This is a genomic window from Streptococcus mitis (genome assembly GCF_016658865.1).
GTDB classification, from domain to species: Bacteria; Bacillota; Bacilli; order Lactobacillales; family Streptococcaceae; genus Streptococcus; species Streptococcus mitis_BT.
In genome coordinates this window covers 1,835,354-1,853,443 of sequence record NZ_CP067992.1, presented here as the reverse complement: position 1 = coordinate 1,853,443, position 18,090 = coordinate 1,835,354, and the positions used below count along the sequence as shown (strand labels likewise).

The window sequence follows — 18,090 nt, the reverse complement described above, 5'->3', positions numbered from 1 at the left end:
TATGGGCGTAAGAAAAATCAAGGAGAAACCTAATGTTTGTAAAAAAAGGCGACAAAGTTCGCGTAATCGCTGGTAAAGATAAGGGAACAGAAGCTGTTGTCCTTACTGCCCTTCCAAAAGTAAACAAAGTTATCGTTGAAGGTGTTAACATCGTTAAGAAACACCAACGTCCAACTAACGAGCTTCCTCAAGGTGGTATCATCGAGAAAGAAGCAGCTATCCACGTATCAAACGTTCAAGTTTTGGACAAAAATGGTGTAGCTGGTCGTGTTGGTTACAAATTTGTAGACGGTAAAAAAGTTCGCTACAACAAAAAATCAGGCGAAGTGCTTGATTAATCACGAAGGAAAGGAGAAGTATAATGGCAAATCGTTTAAAAGAAAAATATCTTAATGAAGTAGTTCCTGCTTTGACAGAACAATTCAACTACTCATCAGTGATGGCTGTGCCTAAAGTAGATAAGATCGTTTTGAACATGGGTGTTGGTGAAGCTGTATCAAACGCTAAAAGCCTTGAAAAAGCTGCTGAAGAATTAGCACTTATCTCAGGTCAAAAACCACTTATCACTAAAGCTAAAAAATCAATCGCCGGCTTCCGTCTTCGTGAAGGTGTTGCGATCGGTGCAAAAGTTACCCTTCGTGGTGAACGTATGTACGAATTCTTGGATAAATTGGTTTCAGTTTCACTTCCACGTGTACGTGACTTCCACGGTGTTCCAACAAAATCATTTGATGGACGCGGAAACTACACACTTGGTGTGAAAGAACAATTGATCTTCCCAGAAATCAACTTCGATGACGTTGACAAAACTCGTGGTCTTGACATCGTTATCGTAACAACTGCTAACACTGACGAAGAGTCACGTGCATTGCTTACAGGCCTTGGAATGCCTTTTGCAAAATAATATAGGAGGTAAATCTAATGGCTAAAAAATCAATGATTGCTAAGAACAAACGTCCAGCGAAGTTCTCTACTCAAGCTTATACTCGTTGTGAAAAATGTGGTCGTCCACATTCAGTTTACCGCAAATTTAAACTTTGCCGTGTTTGCTTCCGTGAATTAGCTTACAAAGGACAAATCCCTGGTGTAACAAAAGCATCTTGGTAATTCTAGCTTTCAATCCCGTTGTGATTCGTCGTTATCTTCTTTTGCCTAACTCAAGTTATGCCTGCAAGCAGATGCCTAGACTCACTTAGGAATTGAAACCTAGAAACATATTCTGAGCCTAGCTCAATCATTAACTAGCAAGTGCAACTTGCAAACTACTAGTAAGAGGAGAAAAATAAAATGGTTATGACTGACCCAATCGCAGACTTTCTAACTCGTATTCGTAACGCTAACCAAGCTAAACACGAAGTACTTGAAGTACCTGCATCAAACATCAAAAAAGGGATTGCTGAAATCCTTAAACGCGAAGGTTTTGTAAAAAACGTTGAAATCATCGAAGATGACAAACAAGGCATCATCCGTGTATTCCTTAAATACGGACCAAACGGTGAAAAAGTTATCACTAACTTGAAACGTGTTTCTAAACCAGGACTTCGTGTCTATAAAAAACGTGAAGACCTTCCAAAAGTTCTTAACGGACTTGGAATTGCTATCCTTTCAACTTCTGAAGGTTTGCTTACTGATAAAGAAGCACGCCAAAAGAATGTTGGTGGAGAAGTTATCGCTTACGTTTGGTAATATTTAGCTCCCAATTTCTTTGTGACTCTTCGTTATCGTCTCTTGCCTAACCCAAAGTTATGCCTGCGAGACGATGCCTAGATTCACTTTGAAATTGAAACCTTAAATCGAGAAATCGATTTAGCCCCCGTGAAAACTGGCCGTTATGGCCTGACAATTTAACAGGAGAAAATAAACATGTCACGTATTGGTAATAAAGTTATCGTGTTGCCTGCTGGTGTTGAAATCACTAACAATGACAACGTTGTAACTGTAAAAGGACCTAAAGGAGAACTTACTCGTGAGTTCTCAAAAGATATTGAAATCCGTGTGGAAGGTACTGAAGTAACTCTTCACCGTCCAAACGATTCAAAAGAAATGAAAACTATCCACGGAACTACTCGTGCCCTTTTGAACAACATGGTTGTTGGTGTATCAGAAGGATTCAAGAAAGAACTTGAAATGCGCGGGGTTGGTTACCGTGCACAACTTCAAGGATCTAAACTTGTTTTGGCTGTTGGTAAATCTCATCCAGACGAAGTTGAAGCTCCAGAAGGAATTACTTTTGAACTTCCAAACCCAACAACAATCGTTGTTAGCGGAATTTCAAAAGAAGTAGTTGGTCAAACAGCTGCTTACGTACGTAGCCTTCGTTCACCAGAACCATATAAAGGTAAAGGTATCCGTTACGTTGGTGAATTCGTTCGCCGTAAAGAAGGTAAAACAGGTAAATAAAGTTGAGTGGTTGATTTTCAACCACCAACCTATTTTCCAACTTTGTGCATAGCACACGATTTAAAACTAAAGAGGTGAAAACTGTGATTTCAAAACCAGATAAAAACAAACTCCGCCAAAAACGCCACCGTCGCGTCCGCGGAAAACTCTCTGGAACTGCTGATCGCCCACGTTTGAACGTATTCCGTTCTAATACAGGCATCTACGCTCAAGTGATTGATGACGTAGCGGGTGTAACGCTCGCAAGTGCTTCAACTCTTGACAAAGAAGTTTCAAAAGGAACTAAAACTGAACAAGCCGTTGCTGTCGGTAAACTCGTTGCAGAACGTGCAAACGCTAAAGGTATTTCAGAAGTGGTGTTCGACCGCGGTGGATATCTATATCACGGACGTGTGAAAGCTTTGGCTGATGCAGCTCGTGAAAACGGATTGAAATTCTAATAGGAGGACACTAGAAAATGGCATTTAAAGACAATGCAGTTGAATTAGAAGAACGCGTAGTTGCTGTCAACCGTGTTACAAAAGTTGTTAAAGGTGGACGTCGTCTTCGTTTCGCAGCTCTTGTTGTTGTTGGTGACCACAACGGTCGCGTAGGATTTGGTACTGGTAAAGCTCAAGAAGTTCCAGAAGCAATCCGTAAAGCAGTAGACGATGCTAAGAAAAACTTGATCGAAGTTCCTATGGTTGGAACAACAATCCCACACGAAGTTCTTTCAGAATTCGGTGGAGCTAAAGTATTGTTGAAACCTGCTGTAGAAGGTTCTGGAGTTGCCGCTGGTGGTGCAGTTCGTGCCGTTGTGGAATTGGCAGGTGTGGCAGATATTACATCTAAATCACTTGGTTCTAACACTCCAATCAACATTGTTCGTGCAACTGTTGAAGGTTTGAAACAATTGAAACGCGCTGAAGAAGTTGCTGCCCTTCGTGGTATTTCAGTTTCTGATTTGGCATAAGAAAGGGGATAAAATGGCTCAAATTAAAATTACTTTGACTAAGTCTCCAATCGGACGCATTCCATCACAACGTAAAACTGTTGTAGCACTTGGACTTGGCAAATTGAACAGCTCTGTTATTAAAGAAGACAACGCTGCTATCCGTGGTATGATCACAGCAGTATCTCACTTGGTAACAGTTGAAGAAGTAAACTAATGAATTTTTAGGGGATGTGCAGTATACCATCCCCTAAAACTAGATATAGTCATCTATGATGACGTCGTATAGGCGAGTTGATGGGGGAGACAACCTTTTCTCCCTTATCGGCGCTAGCATTTTACAAAAGAGGAGAAAATAAAAATGAAACTTCATGAATTGAAACCTGCAGAAGGTTCTCGTAAAGTACGTAACCGCGTTGGTCGTGGTACTTCATCAGGTAACGGTAAAACATCTGGTCGTGGTCAAAAAGGTCAAAAAGCTCGTAGCGGTGGCGGAGTTCGCCTTGGTTTTGAAGGTGGACAAACTCCATTGTTCCGTCGTCTTCCAAAACGTGGATTCACTAACATCAACGCTAAAGAATACGCAATTGTGAACCTTGACCAATTGAACGTCTTTGAAGATGGTGCTGAAGTTACTCCAGTTGTTCTTATCGAAGCAGGAATTGTTAAAGCTGAAAAATCAGGTGTTAAAATTCTTGGTAACGGTGAGTTGACTAAGAAATTGACTGTTAAAGCAGCTAAATTCTCTAAATCAGCTGAAGAAGCTATCACTGCTAAAGGTGGTTCAGTAGAAGTCATCTAAGAGAGGTGACCTATGTTTTTTAAATTATTAAGAGAAGCTCTTAAAGTCAAGCAGGTTCGATCAAAAATTTTATTTACAATTTTTATCGTTTTGGTCTTTCGTATCGGGACTAGTATTACAGTTCCTGGTGTGAATGCCAATAGCTTGAATGCTTTAAGTGGATTATCCTTCTTAAACATGTTGAGCTTGGTGTCAGGGAATGCCATGAAAAACTTCTCAGTTTTTGCTCTTGGTGTTAGTCCCTACATTACGGCCTCTATCGTTGTCCAACTCTTGCAAATGGATATTTTACCCAAGTTTGTAGAGTGGGGGAAACAAGGGGAAGTAGGTCGAAGAAAATTGAATCAAGCTACTCGTTATATTGCTCTTGGTCTAGCCTTTGTGCAATCTATCGGGATTACAGCTGGTTTTAATACTTTGGCTGGAGCTCAATTGTTGAAAACGGCTCTTACTCCACAAGTCTTTATCATGATTGGTATCATCTTAACAGCTGGTAGCATGATTGTGACGTGGTTGGGAGAGCAAATTACAGATAAGGGATACGGGAATGGAGTTTCTATGATTATCTTTGCCGGGATTGTTGCCTCAATTCCAGAGATGATTCAGGGAATCTATGTAGACTACTTTGTAAACGTTCCAAGTAGCCGTATCAACTCATCTATCATTTTCGTAATCATCTTGATTATTGCTGTATTGTTGATTATTTACTTTACAACTTATGTTCAACAAGCAGAATACAAAATTCCAATCCAATATACGAAGGTTGCACAAGGTGCTCCATCTAGCTCTTATCTTCCATTGAAGGTAAACCCTGCTGGAGTTATCCCTGTTATCTTTGCCAGTTCCATTACTGCAGCGCCTGCGGCTATTCTTCAGTTTTTGAGCGCTACAGGTCATGATTGGGCTTGGGTAAGAACTGCACAAGAAATGCTGGCAACAACTTCACCAACTGGTATTGTCATGTATGCTTTGTTGATTATTCTCTTTACATTCTTCTATACGTTTGTACAGATTAATCCTGAAAAAGCGGCAGAGAACCTACAAAAGAGCGGTGCCTATATCCACGGAGTTCGTCCTGGTAAAGGTACAGAAGAATATATGTCTAAACTTCTTCGTCGTCTTGCAACTGTTGGTTCCCTCTTCCTTGGTGTGATTTCTATTTTACCGATTGTAGCAAAAGATTTCTTTGGACTTTCAGAAGCAGTTGCTTTTGGAGGAACTAGTCTTTTGATCATTATTTCTACAGGTATTGAAGGAATCAAACAATTGGAAGGATACCTATTGAAACGTAAGTATGTTGGTTTCATGGACAGAACAGAATAAAAGTATTTACTGAATCAGTAAATACTGAGGGAGTGGAGGTTTAAACTCTGACATTTGTGAGAGTTTGGTCTCCCCTCTTCTATTTTGTTTTTAAATAGGGGTGAAAAGACTTTTTGCTTCTATTTAAAAATAAAATAAGGAGATCAAATCATGAATCTTTTGATTATGGGCTTACCAGGTGCAGGTAAGGGAACTCAAGCAGCAAAAATCGTAGAACAATTCCATGTTGCACATATCTCAACAGGTGATATGTTCCGTGCTGCTATGGCAAATCAAACTGAAATGGGTGTTCTTGCTAAGTCATACATTGACAAGGGTGAATTGGTTCCTGATGAAGTTACAAATGGAATCGTAAAAGAACGTCTTTCACAAGATGATATTAAAGAAACAGGATTCTTGTTGGATGGTTACCCACGTACAATCGAACAAGCTCATGCCTTGGATAAAACATTGGCTGAACTTGGCATTGAACTAGAAGGTGTTATCAACATTGAAGTGAATCCAAATAGCCTCTTGGAACGTTTGAGTGGCCGTATCATCCACCGCGTAACTGGAGAAACTTTCCACAAGGTCTTTAACCCACCAGTTGACTATAAAGAAGAAGATTACTACCAACGTGAAGATGATAAGCCTGAGACAGTGAAACGTCGTTTGGACGTTAATATTGCTCAAGGAGAACCAATCATTGCTCACTACCGTGCTAAAGGTTTGGTTCATGACATCGAAGGTAATCAAGATATCAATGATGTCTTCTCAGATATCGAAAAAGTATTGACAAATTTGAAATAAAGCGTTTTTCACACTTGCAAAAATCCGCTACAAATGTTATACTGAGATAGTCTGACTTATAATTGTTGTCTCTGTGTCTAGAGGCATCGAATCGAAATTTATGGAGGTGCTTTTGCGTGGCAAAAGACGATGTGATTGAAGTTGAAGGCAAAGTAGTTGATACAATGCCGAATGCAATGTTTACGGTTGAACTTGAAAATGGACATCAGATTTTAGCAACAGTTTCTGGTAAAATTCGTAAAAACTATATTCGTATTTTAGCGGGAGATCGTGTTACTGTCGAAATGAGTCCATATGACTTGACACGTGGACGTATCACTTACCGCTTTAAATAATCGAAAAACTTGGAGGGATAAGAAATGAAAGTAAGACCATCGGTCAAACCAATTTGCGAATACTGTAAAGTAATTCGTCGTAATGGTCGTGTTATGGTAATTTGCCCAGCAAATCCAAAACACAAACAACGTCAAGGATAATATAGAAAGGAGAAAACATGGCTCGTATTGCTGGAGTTGACATTCCAAATGACAAACGCGTGGTAATCTCATTGACTTATGTTTATGGTATCGGACTTGCAACATCTAAGAAAATTTTGGCTGCTGCTGGAATCTCAGAAGATGTTCGTGTACGTGATCTTACATCAGATCAAGAAGATGCTATCCGTCGTGAAGTGGATGCAATCAAAGTTGAAGGTGACCTTCGTCGTGAAGTAAACTTGAACATCAAACGTTTGATGGAAATCGGTTCATACCGTGGTATCCGTCACCGTCGTGGACTTCCTGTCCGTGGACAAAACACTAAAAACAACGCTCGCACTCGTAAAGGTAAAGCTGTTGCGATTGCTGGTAAGAAAAAATAATATAGGAGGTAAAAGTCTTGGCTAAACCAACACGTAAACGTCGTGTGAAAAAGAATATCGAATCTGGTATTGCTCATATTCACGCTACATTTAATAACACTATTGTTATGATTACTGATGTGCATGGTAATGCAATTGCTTGGTCATCAGCTGGTGCTCTTGGTTTCAAAGGTTCTCGTAAATCTACACCATTCGCTGCTCAAATGGCTTCTGAAGCTGCTGCTAAATCTGCACAAGAACACGGTCTTAAATCAGTTGAAGTTACTGTAAAAGGTCCAGGTTCTGGTCGTGAGTCAGCTATTCGTGCGCTTGCTGCCGCTGGTCTTGAAGTAACAGCAATTCGTGATGTGACTCCAGTGCCACACAATGGTGCTCGTCCTCCAAAACGTCGCCGTGTATAATCATCGCATTACACTGCTTTTCGTTTAAGAGGGAGTAACTAAATGATCGAGTTTGAAAAACCAAATATAACAAAAATTGATGAAAATAAAGATTATGGCAAGTTTGTAGTCGAACCGCTTGAACGTGGCTACGGTACAACTCTTGGTAACTCTCTTCGTCGTGTACTTCTAGCTTCTCTACCAGGAGCAGCTGTGACATCTATCAACATTGATGGTGTGTTACATGAGTTTGACACAGTTCCAGGTGTTCGTGAAGACGTGATGCAAATCATTCTGAACATTAAAGGAATTGCAGTGAAATCGTACGTTGAAGACGAAAAAATCATCGAACTAGATGTTGAAGGTCCTGCTGAAGTAACAGCTGGTGACATTTTGACAGATAGCGATATTGAAATTGTAAATCCAGATCATTATCTTTTTACAATCGGTGAAGGTTCTTCTATAAAAGCGACTATGACTGTTAACAGTGGTCGTGGATATGTACCTGCTGATGAAAATAAAAAGGATAATGCACCAGTTGGAACACTTGCTGTAGATTCTATTTATACACCAGTTACAAAAGTCAACTATCAAGTGGAACCTGCTCGTGTAGGTAGCAATGATGGATTTGACAAATTAACCCTTGAAATCTTGACAAATGGAACAATTATTCCAGAAGATGCTTTAGGGCTTTCAGCACGTATCTTGACTGAACATCTTGATTTGTTTACAAATCTAACTGAGATTGCTAAGTCAACTGAAGTGATGAAAGAAGCTGATACTGAATCTGACGACCGTATTTTGGATCGTACGATTGAGGAACTGGACTTGTCTGTGCGTTCATACAACTGTTTGAAACGTGCCGGTATCAATACTGTGCATGATTTAACAGAAAAATCTGAAGCAGAGATGATGAAAGTAAGAAATCTTGGACGCAAGAGTTTGGAAGAAGTGAAACTCAAACTCATTGATTTGGGTCTTGGATTAAAAGATAAATAAAGGAGGAATAAATGGCTTACCGTAAACTAGGACGCACTAGCTCACAACGTAAAGCAATGCTTCGCGATTTGACAACTGACCTTTTGATCAATGAATCAATCGTGACAACTGAAGCTCGTGCTAAAGAAATCCGTAAAACTGTTGAAAAAATGATTACTCTAGGTAAACGTGGTGATTTGCATGCACGTCGTCAAGCAGCGGCTTTTGTACGTAATGAAATCGCATCTGAAAACTATGATGAAGCTACTGACAAGTACACTTCTACTACAGCACTTCAAAAATTGTTCTCAGAAATCGCACCTCGTTATGCTGAACGTAACGGTGGATACACTCGTATCCTTAAAACTGAACCACGTCGTGGTGATGCAGCGCCAATGGCGATCATCGAATTAGTATAAAATCATCAATTTTGTTGAGTGTTATGATGATGGAGTATTGTGCTCTTAGTCTAGCTCTGGTCTACCGCTAGGATTTCGGTCCTAGCGGGAACACTCATCATAAGTTGGGATAGTAGACGCTTGTTTACGAAATTGTTTTTTGCTTAAGAACAACTTCGTAAGCAGGCGTTTTTGAGTATTTTCGTTAGAATTATGCTATACTATTTGAAAAGAATCCTGTTTAATGTTCAGGTTTCCTATTAAAAGAAGAATTGGAGTTTGCTTATGAAAGCGATTATAACTGTTGTTGGTAAAGATAAATCTGGAATTGTTGCAGGTGTTTCTGGTAAAATTGCAGAATTGGGTTTGAATATTGATGATATCTCTCAAACTGTCTTGGATGAATATTTCACGATGATGGCTGTCGTCTCTAGTGATGAAAAACAAGATTTCACTTATCTTCGTAATGAATTTGAAGCTTTTGGACAAACTTTGAATGTGAAAATCAATATTCAGAGTGCAGCGATTTTCGAAGCTATGTATAATATCTAGGAGGTGCACATGGATATTAGACAAGTTACTGAAACCATCGCCATGATTGAGGAGCAAAACTTTGATATCAGAACCATTACAATGGGAATTTCCCTTTTGGACTGTATCGATCCAGATATCAATCGTGCTGCGGAGAAAATTTATCAAAAGATTACGACTAAGGCAGCTAATTTAGTAGCTGTTGGTGATGAAATTGCAGCTGAGTTGGGAATTCCAATCGTTAATAAGCGTGTATCGGTGACTCCTATTTCTCTGATTGGAGCAGCGACAGATGCAACAGACTATGTGGTTCTGGCAAAAGCGCTTGATAAGGCTGCGAAAGAGATTGGTGTGGACTTTATTGGTGGTTTCTCTGCCTTGGTACAAAAGGGGTATCAAAAGGGAGATGAAATTCTCATCAATTCTATTCCTCGTGCTTTGGCTGAAACGGATAAGGTCTGCTCTTCAGTCAATATCGGCTCAACCAAGTCTGGTATTAATATGACGGCTGTGGCAGATATGGGACGTATTATCAAGGATACGGCAACTCTATCCGATATGGGCGCAGCCAAGTTGGTTGTATTTGCTAATGCGGTTGAAGACAATCCATTTATGGCAGGTGCTTTCCACGGTGTTGGGGAAGCAGATGTTATCATCAATGTCGGGGTTTCTGGTCCTGGTGTGGTCAAGCGTGCCTTGGAAAAAGTTCGTGGGGAGAGCTTTGATGTAGTAGCTGAAACAGTTAAGAAGACTGCCTTTAAAATTACTCGTATCGGTCAATTGGTTGGTCAAATGGCAAGCGAGAGATTAGGTGTGGAATTTGGTATTGTTGACTTGAGTTTGGCGCCAACCCCTGCGGTTGGAGATTCTGTGGCACGTGTACTTGAGGAAATGGGACTAGAAACAGTTGGAACGCATGGAACGACTGCTGCCTTGGCTCTCTTGAACGATCAAGTTAAGAAGGGCGGAGTGATGGCCTGCAACCAAGTAGGTGGTTTGTCTGGTGCTTTTATCCCTGTTTCTGAGGATGAGGGGATGATTGCTGCAGTGCAAAATGGCTCTCTTAATTTAGAAAAACTAGAAGCCATGACGGCTATCTGTTCTGTTGGTTTGGATATGATTGCCATCCCAGAAGATACGCCTGCTGAAACCATTGCGGCTATGATTGCAGATGAAGCTGCAATTGGTGTTATTAACATGAAGACAACGGCTGTTCGTATCATTCCAAAAGGAAAAGAAGGCGATATGATTGAGTTTGGTGGCCTATTAGGAACTGCGCCTGTTATGAAGGTCAATGGGGCTTCGTCTGTTGATTTCATTTCTCGTGGAGGACAAATCCCAGCACCAATTCATAGCTTTAAAAATTAAGAAAATAGGAGAAATTTTAAGTTCTATTTAAGGTTAGCTGTGTATACTATAATCATTAAATAAAGACCTCCTAATATTATTTGAAACAGATAACTCTGATTTAGTTTGAATTTGATTTTCATCTAATATCTTTATTTAATAGAACTCCTAAACTTTTTCATAATAATCTCCTGCAAAAGTCGCCTGTATGGGTGGCTTTTGTTTTATCATCCATGATATAATAGAGACAAACGGAGGACGGAAAATGGTAAAAGTACGATTGTATTTGGTACGTCATGGCAAGACCATGTTTAACACGATTGGTCGAGCGCAAGGTTGGAGCGATACTCCCTTAACGGCTGAAGGTGAGCGAGGGATTCAAGAATTAGGAATCGGTTTACAAGAATCTGATCTACAGTTTGAGCGTGCTTATTCGAGTGATTCTGGTCGTACCATTCAGACTATGGGAATTATCCTTGAAGAACTTGGCTTGCAGGGAAAAATCCCTTATCGCATGGACAAGCGTATCAGAGAGTGGTGTTTTGGTAGCTTTGACGGAGCCTACGATGGTGATCTTTTCATGGGTATTATTCCTCGTATCTTTAATGTGGATCACGTTCACCAATTGTCTTATGCTGAACTGGCTGAGGGCTTGGTGGAGGTTGATACAGCTGGTTGGGCTGAAGGCTGGGAAAAACTCAGTAGCCGAATCAAGGAAGGCTTTGAAGCGATTGCCAAAGAAATGGAAGAACAAGGTGGGGGAAATGCCCTTGTTGTTAGCCACGGAATGACCATTGGAACCATTGTTTATCTAATCAATGGCATGCATCCGCATGGTCTAGATAATGGTAGTGTGACCATCCTTGAATATGAGGACGGCCAGTTTAGCGTAGAAGTTGTCGGCGACCGTAGTTACCGAGAACTAGGGCGGGAGAAGATGGAAGAGACAAATAGTTAATAGAAGTTAGCTCCAAATGGGGGCTAATTTTTTATACTGCTACATAAGCTGGATTTGCGATTCAGGCTTTCTTGTCATACAAGCCTAAAAGAACATTTCTCGTCTTTAAAATTCCCTCAAAAATGGTATAATAGTAACATCACAAAATTGGAGAGAGACCATGAGTTTTTACAATCATAAAGAAATTGAGCCTAAGTGGCAGGGCTACTGGGCAGAACATCATACATTTAAGACAGGAACAGATGCATCAAAACCGAAGTTTTATGCTCTCGATATGTTCCCTTATCCGTCTGGAGCGGGTCTTCACGTAGGACACCCAGAAGGTTATACTGCAACCGATATCCTCAGCCGTTACAAACGTGCGCAAGGCTACAATGTCCTTCACCCAATGGGTTGGGATGCTTTTGGTTTGCCTGCAGAGCAATACGCTATGGATACAGGTAATGACCCAGCAGAATTTACAGCTGAGAACATTGCCAACTTCAAACGCCAAATCAATGCGCTTGGATTTTCTTACGACTGGGATCGTGAAGTCAACACAACAGATCCAAACTACTACAAGTGGACACAATGGATTTTCACTAAGCTTTACGAAAAAGGCTTGGCCTATGAAGCGGAAGTGCCAGTAAACTGGGTTGAGGAATTGGGAACAGCCATCGCCAACGAAGAGGTCCTTCCTGATGGAACGTCTGAGCGTGGAGGCTATCCAGTTGTCCGTAAACCAATGCGCCAATGGATGCTCAAAATCACGGCCTATGCAGAGCGCTTGCTTAATGACTTAGACGAGCTTGATTGGCCAGAGTCTATCAAGGACATGCAACGCAACTGGATTGGTAAATCAACTGGTGCCAATGTAACCTTCAAAGTTAAGGGAACAGACAAGGAATTCACAGTCTTTACCACTCGTCCTGACACCCTTTTCGGTGCGACTTTCACTGTCTTGGCTCCTGAGCATGACTTGGTTGACGCTATCACAAGTCCAGAGCAAGCAGAGGCTGTAGCAGACTACAAACACCAAGCTAGTCTGAAATCAGACTTGGCTCGTACAGACCTTGCCAAGGAAAAAACAGGGGTTTGGACAGGTGCCTATGCTATCAACCCTGTCAATGGCAAGGAAATCCCAATCTGGATTGCGGACTATGTTCTTGCTAGTTACGGGACAGGAGCGGTAATGGCTGTACCTGCCCATGACCAACGTGACTGGGAATTTGCCAAACAATTTGAGCTTCCAATCGTAGAAGTACTTGAAGGTGGAAAGGTTGAAGAAGCTGCCTACACAGAAGATGGGCTTCATGTCAATTCAGACTTCCTAGATGGATTGAATAAAGAAGACGCAATTGCTAAGATTGTGGCTTGGTTGGAAGAAAAAGGTTGCGGGCAAGAGAAGGTGACTTACCGTCTCCGCGACTGGCTCTTCAGTCGTCAACGTTACTGGGGTGAGCCAATTCCTATCATTCATTGGGAAGACGGAACTTCAACAGCTGTCCCTGAAAGCGAATTGCCACTTGTCTTGCCTGTAACCAAGGATATCCGTCCTTCAGGTACAGGGGAAAGTCCATTGGCTAACTTGACAGACTGGCTTGAAGTGACTCGTGAAGATGGTGTTAAAGGTCGTCGTGAAACCAACACTATGCCACAATGGGCAGGTTCAAGCTGGTACTACCTTCGCTATATTGATCCACACAATACTGAGAAATTGGCTGATGAGGACCTTCTCAAACAATGGTTGCCAGTAGATATCTACGTGGGTGGTGCAGAGCATGCTGTACTTCACTTGCTTTATGCTCGTTTCTGGCACAAATTCCTCTATGACCTCGGTGTCGTTCCAACTAAGGAACCATTCCAAAAACTCTTTAACCAAGGGATGATTTTGGGAACTAGCTACCGTGACCACCGTGGGGCTCTTGTGGCAACTGATAAGGTTGAAAAACGTGACGGTTCTTTCTTCCATGTGGAAACAGGAGAAGAATTGGAGCAAGCACCAGCTAAGATGTCTAAATCGCTCAAGAACGTTGTCAACCCAGACGATGTTGTGGAACAATACGGTGCCGACACCCTTCGTGTCTATGAAATGTTCATGGGGCCACTTGATGCTTCAATTGCTTGGTCAGAAGAAGGTCTGGAAGGAAGCCGTAAGTTCCTTGACCGTGTTTACCGTTTGATTACAAGTAAGGAAATTGTTGCGGAAAACAATGGTGCCCTTGACAAGGTTTATAACGAAACCGTTAAAGCTGTCACAGAGCAAATCGAGTCTATGAAATTCAACACAGCTATTGCCCAACTTATGGTCTTTGTTAACGCCGCTAACAAGGAAGAAAAACTTTATGTAGACTACGCTAAAGGCTTTATCCAAATGATCGCACCATTTGCACCTCACTTGGCAGAAGAGCTCTGGCAAACTGTTGCAGCAACAGGTGAATCAATCTCTTACGTGGCTTGGCCAACATGGGACGAAAGTAAATTGGTTGAAGACGAAATCGAAATCGTTGTCCAAATCAAAGGAAAAGTTCGTGCCAAACTCATGGTCGCTAAAGACCTATCACGCGAAGAATTGCAAGAAATTGCTCTGGCTGATGAAAAAGTCAAAGCAGAAATTGACGGTAAGGAAATCGTGAAAGTGATTAGTGTACCAAATAAATTGGTTAATATCGTTGTGAAATAACCAATTTATTTGCTGATTTCCAACCTCAAACAGTTTCCCAAACTGTTTGAGCCAACTAAACTCGTTAATATCGTTGTGAAATAAGATAGGAATCCTTCAGAGTAGAATCTGGAGGATTTTTTGAATCTTCTTATGAAAGTATGATATACTATGGGCAACTATAAAGTTTGAAAAGCGAAACAAGGAGAAAGCTATGACAGTAAATGAATATGGTCAGATGATTGGTGAGTCAATGGAAGGTTATACACATGGTGAATTGCCTGCTATTGATCTCTTAGAAGGGCGTTATGCTCGAATAGAGGCTCTCTCGGTAGAAAAGCATGCGGAGGATTTGCTAGCTGTTTATGGTCCGGATACTCCTCGGGAGATGTGGACCTACCTCTTTCAGGAACCAGTGGCAGATATGGAGGAGCTGGTTACCCTTTTAAATCAGATGTTAGCTCGTAAGGACCGTTTTTACTATGCAATCATAGACAAGGTAACTGGTAAGGTTTTGGGAACTTTTTCTCTCATGCGTATTGACCAGAATAATCGAGTAATAGAAGTGGGAGCTGTCACTTTTTCTCCAAAACTCAGGGGGACACGGATAGGGACAGAAGTCCAGTATCTAATGGCTCGCTATGTCTTTGAAGAGCTTAACTATCGTCGCTATGAGTGGAAATGCGATGCCTTAAATCTGCCATCCAGACGAGCTGCGGAGCGTTTGGGATTTATTTATGAAGGAACCTTCCGTCAGGCAGTGGTTTATAAGGAGCGTACGAGGGATACGGATTGGTTGTCTATGATTGATAAGGACTGGCCCAAAGTCAAATCTCGTTTGATAGCATGGCTGACTCCTGAAAACTTTGATAAAAATGGACAGCAGTACAAGAGCTTGAGAGAGCTTTAAGAGGTGTTGAGATGATTACTATTAAAAAGCAAGAAATTGTCAAGCTAGAGGATGTTTTGCATCTCTATCAGGCTGTCGGTTGGACAAATTATACCCATCAACCAGAGATGCTGGAGCAGGCCTTATCTCATTCATTAGCGATTTATGTGGCACTTGATGGCGATGCTGTGGTAGGCTTGATTCGTTTGGTTGGCGATGGATTCTCATCAGTATTGGTTCAGGATTTAATTGTTTTACCAATCTATCAGCGTCAAGGGATTGGTAGCGCCTTGATGAAAGAGGCTTTAGAGGATTACAAAGATGCCTATCAAGTCCAGCTGGTGACAGACCAGACAGAAAGAACCTTGGGATTCTATCGTTCTATGGGCTTTGAAATCTTATCCACCTATAATTGTATAGGAATGACTTGGATGAATCGAGAAAAATAATAAAATTTGTTTTTTATTAAGCAAAATTTAAGACTGGTCTAGTATTATATAACCATTAAATAAAGACCTCCTAACTTTATTTAATGAAATCCTAAAACTTTTTTTCATCATAATCTCCTAATGAAGTCACCCAATCAGGTGGCTTTTTTGTGAGGTGAAGTGCTAGTGATAGAAATTTTTTTGCAGAATAGTAAAATTTGAGAAAAGTTAAGCTAGTTTTAAGCTTCGTCTTGTAACATATAGTTATTAAATAAAGACCTCCTAACTTTATTTAATAAAATCCTAAACTTTTCTTTTTCATAATAATCTCCCTTAACTCCACCCAATCAGGTGGAGTTTTTTGGCTCTATTTCAGGATTTTTGGGACTATTCTAAAAATCATTTTCCGATAACTTTCGCTTAATCTTGTAAAATTTATTGGACAGATTCTAAAGTTGGAGAAGCTGAATGGATGAGGATATAAACCTTTGACAAATTTTGTGAACTATGGGATAATAAAAAGGAATTGAGTACTAGTTCTATATCATAGGCTAGAAAAGACCCCAAGCTCACGACCAAATAAGCTTGAGGTCTTTTTGACACTATTTGTCCTTGTTTAGCCATTTATCGACTAATCGAAGAACGACACCGACCACAATTGGTCCGATGATAGTTTTGAGTACTAATTCCATCATGGGCTATCTCACCTCCTTTCGTAGGCGGTGTAGAAGTGCCGTATAATATTATACCACATAAGTGCTAAACTCAGGAGTCACCCAATCGGGTGGCTTTTTTGTTTGTGGCTTGGATTTTTGATATAATAGAGCCATGAGTAGAATTTTAGATAATGAGATAATGGGGGATGAGGAGTTAGTGGAACGCACGCTCCGTCCTCAGTATTTACGTGAATATATTGGGCAGGATAAAGTCAAGGACCAGCTCCAAATCTTTATCGAAGCTGCTAAAATGAGAGATGAAGCGCTGGATCATGTGCTCTTATTTGGGCCTCCAGGCTTGGGAAAAACGACCATGGCTTTTGTTATTGCCAACGAACTAGGTGTCAATCTCAAGCAGACGTCTGGGCCTGTCATTGAAAAAGCCGGAGATCTGGTAGCGATTTTGAATGACTTAGAGCCTGGGGATGTTCTCTTTATTGATGAGATTCATCGTTTGCCAATGTCAGTGGAAGAGGTGCTTTATAGTGCCATGGAGGACTTTTACATTGATATTATGATTGGGGCTGGTGAAGGCAGTCGCAGTGTTCATTTGGAGTTGCCACCTTTTACCTTGATTGGTGCGACGACTCGGGCTGGTATGCTCTCAAATCCGCTACGGGCACGTTTTGGGATTACGGGGCATATGGAGTATTATGCTCATGCTGACTTGACAGAAATTGTTGAGCGGACGGCAGATATTTTTGAGATGGAAATCACTCATGAGGCCGCATCTGAGTTGGCATTGCGTAGTCGTGGGACCCCTCGTATTGCCAATCGTCTCCTCAAGCGCGTGCGCGATTTTGCCCAGATTATGGGGGATGGGGTTATTGATGATCTTATTACCGATAAGGCTTTGACTATGCTGGATGTTGACCATGAAGGTTTGGACTATGTGGATCAAAAAATCCTTCGCACCATGATTGAGATGTACAGTGGTGGTCCTGTTGGTCTAGGAACTCTTTCTGTTAACATAGCAGAAGAGCGTGAGACAGTTGAAGACATGTATGAGCCCTACTTGATTCAAAAAGGTTTTATCATGCGGACACGTTCTGGACGGGTGGCGACTGCTAAGGCATATGAGCATTTAGGTTATGAATACAATGAAAAATAAGCAAGAAATTCTAGAGGCTTTTAGAAAAAATCCAGATATGATGGCTATTCTGACGATTATACGAGACCTTGGTTTGAAAGATTCTTGGTTGGCAGCAGGTTCTGTCAGAAATTTCATCTGGAATCTCTTGTCAGATAAATCACCTTTTGACTGTGAAACAGATGTAGATGTAATTTTCTTTGATCCAGATATTTCTTATGAGGAAACCTTGTCCCTAGAGAAAAAGCTGAGAAAGGACTTTCCTCAGTACCAGTGGGAATTGAAAAATCAAGTCTATATGCACCAGCATAGTCCTCATACTGCTCCCTATAGCAGCTCTTGTGATGCTATGAGTAAGTATCCAGAACGGTGTACGGCAGTTGGACTGCGCTTGAATGAAGAATCCGATTTTGAACTCTATGAGCCTTATGGTTTGGAGGATATTTTGAATTTTCAAGTTCGTCCAACTCCTCATTTTTTAGAGAATGAAGACCGAATGGAACTTTATCGAACACGTCTATCCAAGAAAAATTGGCAGGAGAAATGGAAAAATTTGATTTTTAAAAATACTTAAGAAAACTTTAAGCTAGGAAGTGTATACTAAGTTCATAAGTTAAGAAGACCTTAACT

At 41.0% G+C, this 18,090-nt stretch carries 26 protein-coding genes; 25 read left to right on the top strand and 1 reads right to left on the bottom strand.

Features of this window, described 5'->3' with window-relative positions:
* Positions 1-32 precede the first annotated feature (32 nt).
* From rplX to JJN14_RS08955, 23 genes are all read left to right on the top strand, one after another.
* A complete protein-coding gene (gene rplX / locus JJN14_RS09065) occupies positions 33-338 on the top strand; it encodes a 50S ribosomal protein L24 (RefSeq protein WP_000497691.1) in 306 nt (101 codons plus the stop codon).
* 23 nt (positions 339-361) lie between these two features.
* Positions 362-904, top strand: a complete 543-nt coding sequence (gene rplE / locus JJN14_RS09060) for a 50S ribosomal protein L5 (RefSeq protein WP_000013542.1) — start codon at positions 362-364, stop codon at positions 902-904.
* A gap of 17 nt (positions 905-921) precedes the next feature.
* Positions 922-1,107, top strand: coding sequence for a type Z 30S ribosomal protein S14 (locus tag JJN14_RS09055; RefSeq protein WP_001085697.1), 186 nt, complete (start codon positions 922-924; stop codon positions 1,105-1,107).
* Between the two features lie 180 nt (positions 1,108-1,287).
* Positions 1,288-1,686: a 30S ribosomal protein S8 gene (gene rpsH / locus JJN14_RS09050; protein ID WP_000245504.1), complete on the top strand. Its 399-nt coding sequence runs from the start codon at positions 1,288-1,290 to the stop codon at positions 1,684-1,686.
* A 177-nt stretch (positions 1,687-1,863) separates the two neighbouring features.
* Entirely contained in the window at positions 1,864-2,400 is a 537-nt protein-coding gene (gene rplF / locus JJN14_RS09045; protein ID WP_000086626.1) for a 50S ribosomal protein L6, read from the top strand.
* 83 nt (positions 2,401-2,483) lie between these two features.
* Entirely contained in the window at positions 2,484-2,840 is a 357-nt protein-coding gene (rplR, locus tag JJN14_RS09040; protein ID WP_000624044.1) for a 50S ribosomal protein L18, read from the top strand.
* Positions 2,841-2,857: 17 nt separating this feature from the next.
* On the top strand, positions 2,858-3,352 hold the full coding sequence (rpsE, locus tag JJN14_RS09035) for a 30S ribosomal protein S5 (protein WP_000874202.1): 495 nt from the start codon (positions 2,858-2,860) through the stop codon (positions 3,350-3,352).
* A gap of 13 nt (positions 3,353-3,365) precedes the next feature.
* Entirely contained in the window at positions 3,366-3,548 is a 183-nt protein-coding gene (gene rpmD, locus JJN14_RS09030; protein WP_000057241.1) for a 50S ribosomal protein L30, read from the top strand.
* 144 nt (positions 3,549-3,692) lie between these two features.
* Positions 3,693-4,133, top strand: coding sequence for a 50S ribosomal protein L15 (rplO, locus tag JJN14_RS09025; RefSeq protein WP_000766089.1), 441 nt, complete (start codon positions 3,693-3,695; stop codon positions 4,131-4,133).
* Positions 4,134-4,145: 12 nt separating this feature from the next.
* Positions 4,146-5,456 (top strand): preprotein translocase subunit SecY, encoded by a 1,311-nt coding sequence (gene secY, locus JJN14_RS09020; RefSeq protein WP_201058478.1) that lies wholly within the window; start codon positions 4,146-4,148, stop codon positions 5,454-5,456.
* A gap of 150 nt (positions 5,457-5,606) precedes the next feature.
* Entirely contained in the window at positions 5,607-6,245 is a 639-nt protein-coding gene (locus tag JJN14_RS09015; protein ID WP_201058477.1) for an adenylate kinase, read from the top strand.
* Positions 6,246-6,361: 116 nt separating this feature from the next.
* Positions 6,362-6,580: a translation initiation factor IF-1 gene (gene infA / locus JJN14_RS09010; protein WP_001029883.1), complete on the top strand. Its 219-nt coding sequence runs from the start codon at positions 6,362-6,364 to the stop codon at positions 6,578-6,580.
* Positions 6,581-6,604: 24 nt separating this feature from the next.
* Positions 6,605-6,721 (top strand): 50S ribosomal protein L36, encoded by a 117-nt coding sequence (gene rpmJ, locus JJN14_RS09005; RefSeq protein ID WP_001808836.1) that lies wholly within the window; start codon positions 6,605-6,607, stop codon positions 6,719-6,721.
* 17 nt (positions 6,722-6,738) lie between these two features.
* Positions 6,739-7,104: a 30S ribosomal protein S13 gene (rpsM, locus tag JJN14_RS09000; protein WP_000090781.1), complete on the top strand. Its 366-nt coding sequence runs from the start codon at positions 6,739-6,741 to the stop codon at positions 7,102-7,104.
* 17 nt (positions 7,105-7,121) lie between these two features.
* Entirely contained in the window at positions 7,122-7,505 is a 384-nt protein-coding gene (rpsK, locus tag JJN14_RS08995; protein ID WP_001118385.1) for a 30S ribosomal protein S11, read from the top strand.
* 42 nt (positions 7,506-7,547) lie between these two features.
* Complete coding sequence (locus tag JJN14_RS08990) at positions 7,548-8,483, top strand: DNA-directed RNA polymerase subunit alpha (protein ID WP_201058476.1); 936 nt, start codon at positions 7,548-7,550, stop codon at positions 8,481-8,483.
* An 11-nt stretch (positions 8,484-8,494) separates the two neighbouring features.
* Positions 8,495-8,881, top strand: coding sequence for a 50S ribosomal protein L17 (gene rplQ / locus JJN14_RS08985; RefSeq protein ID WP_000331493.1), 387 nt, complete (start codon positions 8,495-8,497; stop codon positions 8,879-8,881).
* Positions 8,882-9,145: 264 nt separating this feature from the next.
* Positions 9,146-9,412, top strand: coding sequence for an ACT domain-containing protein (locus tag JJN14_RS08980; protein WP_000644124.1), 267 nt, complete (start codon positions 9,146-9,148; stop codon positions 9,410-9,412).
* A gap of 9 nt (positions 9,413-9,421) precedes the next feature.
* Positions 9,422-10,759, top strand: a complete 1,338-nt coding sequence (locus JJN14_RS08975; protein ID WP_201058475.1) for a PFL family protein — start codon at positions 9,422-9,424, stop codon at positions 10,757-10,759.
* 244 nt (positions 10,760-11,003) lie between these two features.
* Positions 11,004-11,696, top strand: a complete 693-nt coding sequence (locus JJN14_RS08970; protein WP_201058474.1) for a histidine phosphatase family protein — start codon at positions 11,004-11,006, stop codon at positions 11,694-11,696.
* A 160-nt stretch (positions 11,697-11,856) separates the two neighbouring features.
* The gene (gene leuS / locus JJN14_RS08965) at positions 11,857-14,358 is read left to right on the top strand and encodes a leucine--tRNA ligase (RefSeq protein ID WP_201058473.1); all 2,502 of its coding nucleotides are present in this window, start codon (positions 11,857-11,859) and stop codon (positions 14,356-14,358) included.
* A 193-nt stretch (positions 14,359-14,551) separates the two neighbouring features.
* On the top strand, positions 14,552-15,247 hold the full coding sequence (locus JJN14_RS08960) for a GNAT family N-acetyltransferase (protein ID WP_201058472.1): 696 nt from the start codon (positions 14,552-14,554) through the stop codon (positions 15,245-15,247).
* Between the two features lie 11 nt (positions 15,248-15,258).
* Positions 15,259-15,675: a GNAT family N-acetyltransferase gene (locus JJN14_RS08955; RefSeq protein ID WP_000628386.1), complete on the top strand. Its 417-nt coding sequence runs from the start codon at positions 15,259-15,261 to the stop codon at positions 15,673-15,675.
* A gap of 581 nt (positions 15,676-16,256) precedes the next feature.
* On the opposite strand, the gene JJN14_RS08950 is transcribed toward JJN14_RS08955, so the two are convergent.
* Positions 16,257-16,349, bottom strand: coding sequence for a type I toxin-antitoxin system Fst family toxin (locus JJN14_RS08950; protein ID WP_000970382.1), 93 nt, complete (start codon positions 16,347-16,349; stop codon positions 16,257-16,259).
* A gap of 133 nt (positions 16,350-16,482) precedes the next feature.
* On the opposite strand from JJN14_RS08950, the gene ruvB reads away from it, so the two are divergent.
* On the top strand, positions 16,483-17,481 hold the full coding sequence (gene ruvB / locus JJN14_RS08945; RefSeq protein ID WP_322107885.1) for a Holliday junction branch migration DNA helicase RuvB: 999 nt from the start codon (positions 16,483-16,485) through the stop codon (positions 17,479-17,481).
* Complete coding sequence (locus JJN14_RS08940) at positions 17,462-18,034, top strand: nucleotidyltransferase family protein (protein ID WP_201058471.1); 573 nt, start codon at positions 17,462-17,464, stop codon at positions 18,032-18,034. The genes ruvB and JJN14_RS08940 overlap by 20 nt, the downstream gene beginning before the upstream one ends.
* Positions 18,035-18,090: the final 56 nt, after the last annotated feature.

Excerpts from the sequence above, each read along its gene's own strand:
- rpmJ (WP_001808836.1), top strand. The coding sequence starts at position 6,605 with ATGAAAGTAAGACCATCGGTCAAACCAATTTGCGAATACTGTAAAGTA.
- JJN14_RS08970 (WP_201058474.1), top strand. The coding sequence starts at position 11,004 with ATGGTAAAAGTACGATTGTATTTGGTACGTCATGGCAAGACCATGTTT.
- rplO (WP_000766089.1), top strand. The coding sequence starts at position 3,693 with ATGAAACTTCATGAATTGAAACCTGCAGAAGGTTCTCGTAAAGTACGT.
- rplE (WP_000013542.1), top strand. The coding sequence starts at position 362 with ATGGCAAATCGTTTAAAAGAAAAATATCTTAATGAAGTAGTTCCTGCT.
- rpsH (WP_000245504.1), top strand. The coding sequence starts at position 1,288 with ATGGTTATGACTGACCCAATCGCAGACTTTCTAACTCGTATTCGTAAC.
- rplX (WP_000497691.1), top strand. The coding sequence starts at position 33 with ATGTTTGTAAAAAAAGGCGACAAAGTTCGCGTAATCGCTGGTAAAGAT.
- rpsE (WP_000874202.1), top strand. The coding sequence starts at position 2,858 with ATGGCATTTAAAGACAATGCAGTTGAATTAGAAGAACGCGTAGTTGCT.
- rplQ (WP_000331493.1), top strand. The coding sequence starts at position 8,495 with ATGGCTTACCGTAAACTAGGACGCACTAGCTCACAACGTAAAGCAATG.
- JJN14_RS08975 (WP_201058475.1), top strand. The coding sequence starts at position 9,422 with ATGGATATTAGACAAGTTACTGAAACCATCGCCATGATTGAGGAGCAA.
- secY (WP_201058478.1), top strand. The coding sequence starts at position 4,146 with ATGTTTTTTAAATTATTAAGAGAAGCTCTTAAAGTCAAGCAGGTTCGA.
- JJN14_RS08960 (WP_201058472.1), top strand. The coding sequence starts at position 14,552 with ATGACAGTAAATGAATATGGTCAGATGATTGGTGAGTCAATGGAAGGT.
- JJN14_RS08940 (WP_201058471.1), top strand. The coding sequence starts at position 17,462 with ATGAATACAATGAAAAATAAGCAAGAAATTCTAGAGGCTTTTAGAAAA.
- leuS (WP_201058473.1), top strand. The coding sequence starts at position 11,857 with ATGAGTTTTTACAATCATAAAGAAATTGAGCCTAAGTGGCAGGGCTAC.
- JJN14_RS09055 (WP_001085697.1), top strand. The coding sequence starts at position 922 with ATGGCTAAAAAATCAATGATTGCTAAGAACAAACGTCCAGCGAAGTTC.
- JJN14_RS08990 (WP_201058476.1), top strand. The coding sequence starts at position 7,548 with ATGATCGAGTTTGAAAAACCAAATATAACAAAAATTGATGAAAATAAA.
- rpmD (WP_000057241.1), top strand. The coding sequence starts at position 3,366 with ATGGCTCAAATTAAAATTACTTTGACTAAGTCTCCAATCGGACGCATT.
- rpsM (WP_000090781.1), top strand. The coding sequence starts at position 6,739 with ATGGCTCGTATTGCTGGAGTTGACATTCCAAATGACAAACGCGTGGTA.
- rplF (WP_000086626.1), top strand. The coding sequence starts at position 1,864 with ATGTCACGTATTGGTAATAAAGTTATCGTGTTGCCTGCTGGTGTTGAA.
- JJN14_RS08980 (WP_000644124.1), top strand. The coding sequence starts at position 9,146 with ATGAAAGCGATTATAACTGTTGTTGGTAAAGATAAATCTGGAATTGTT.
- JJN14_RS08950 (WP_000970382.1), bottom strand. The coding sequence starts at position 16,349 with ATGATGGAATTAGTACTCAAAACTATCATCGGACCAATTGTGGTCGGT.
- ruvB (WP_322107885.1), top strand. The coding sequence starts at position 16,483 with ATGAGTAGAATTTTAGATAATGAGATAATGGGGGATGAGGAGTTAGTG.
- JJN14_RS08955 (WP_000628386.1), top strand. The coding sequence starts at position 15,259 with ATGATTACTATTAAAAAGCAAGAAATTGTCAAGCTAGAGGATGTTTTG.
- JJN14_RS09015 (WP_201058477.1), top strand. The coding sequence starts at position 5,607 with ATGAATCTTTTGATTATGGGCTTACCAGGTGCAGGTAAGGGAACTCAA.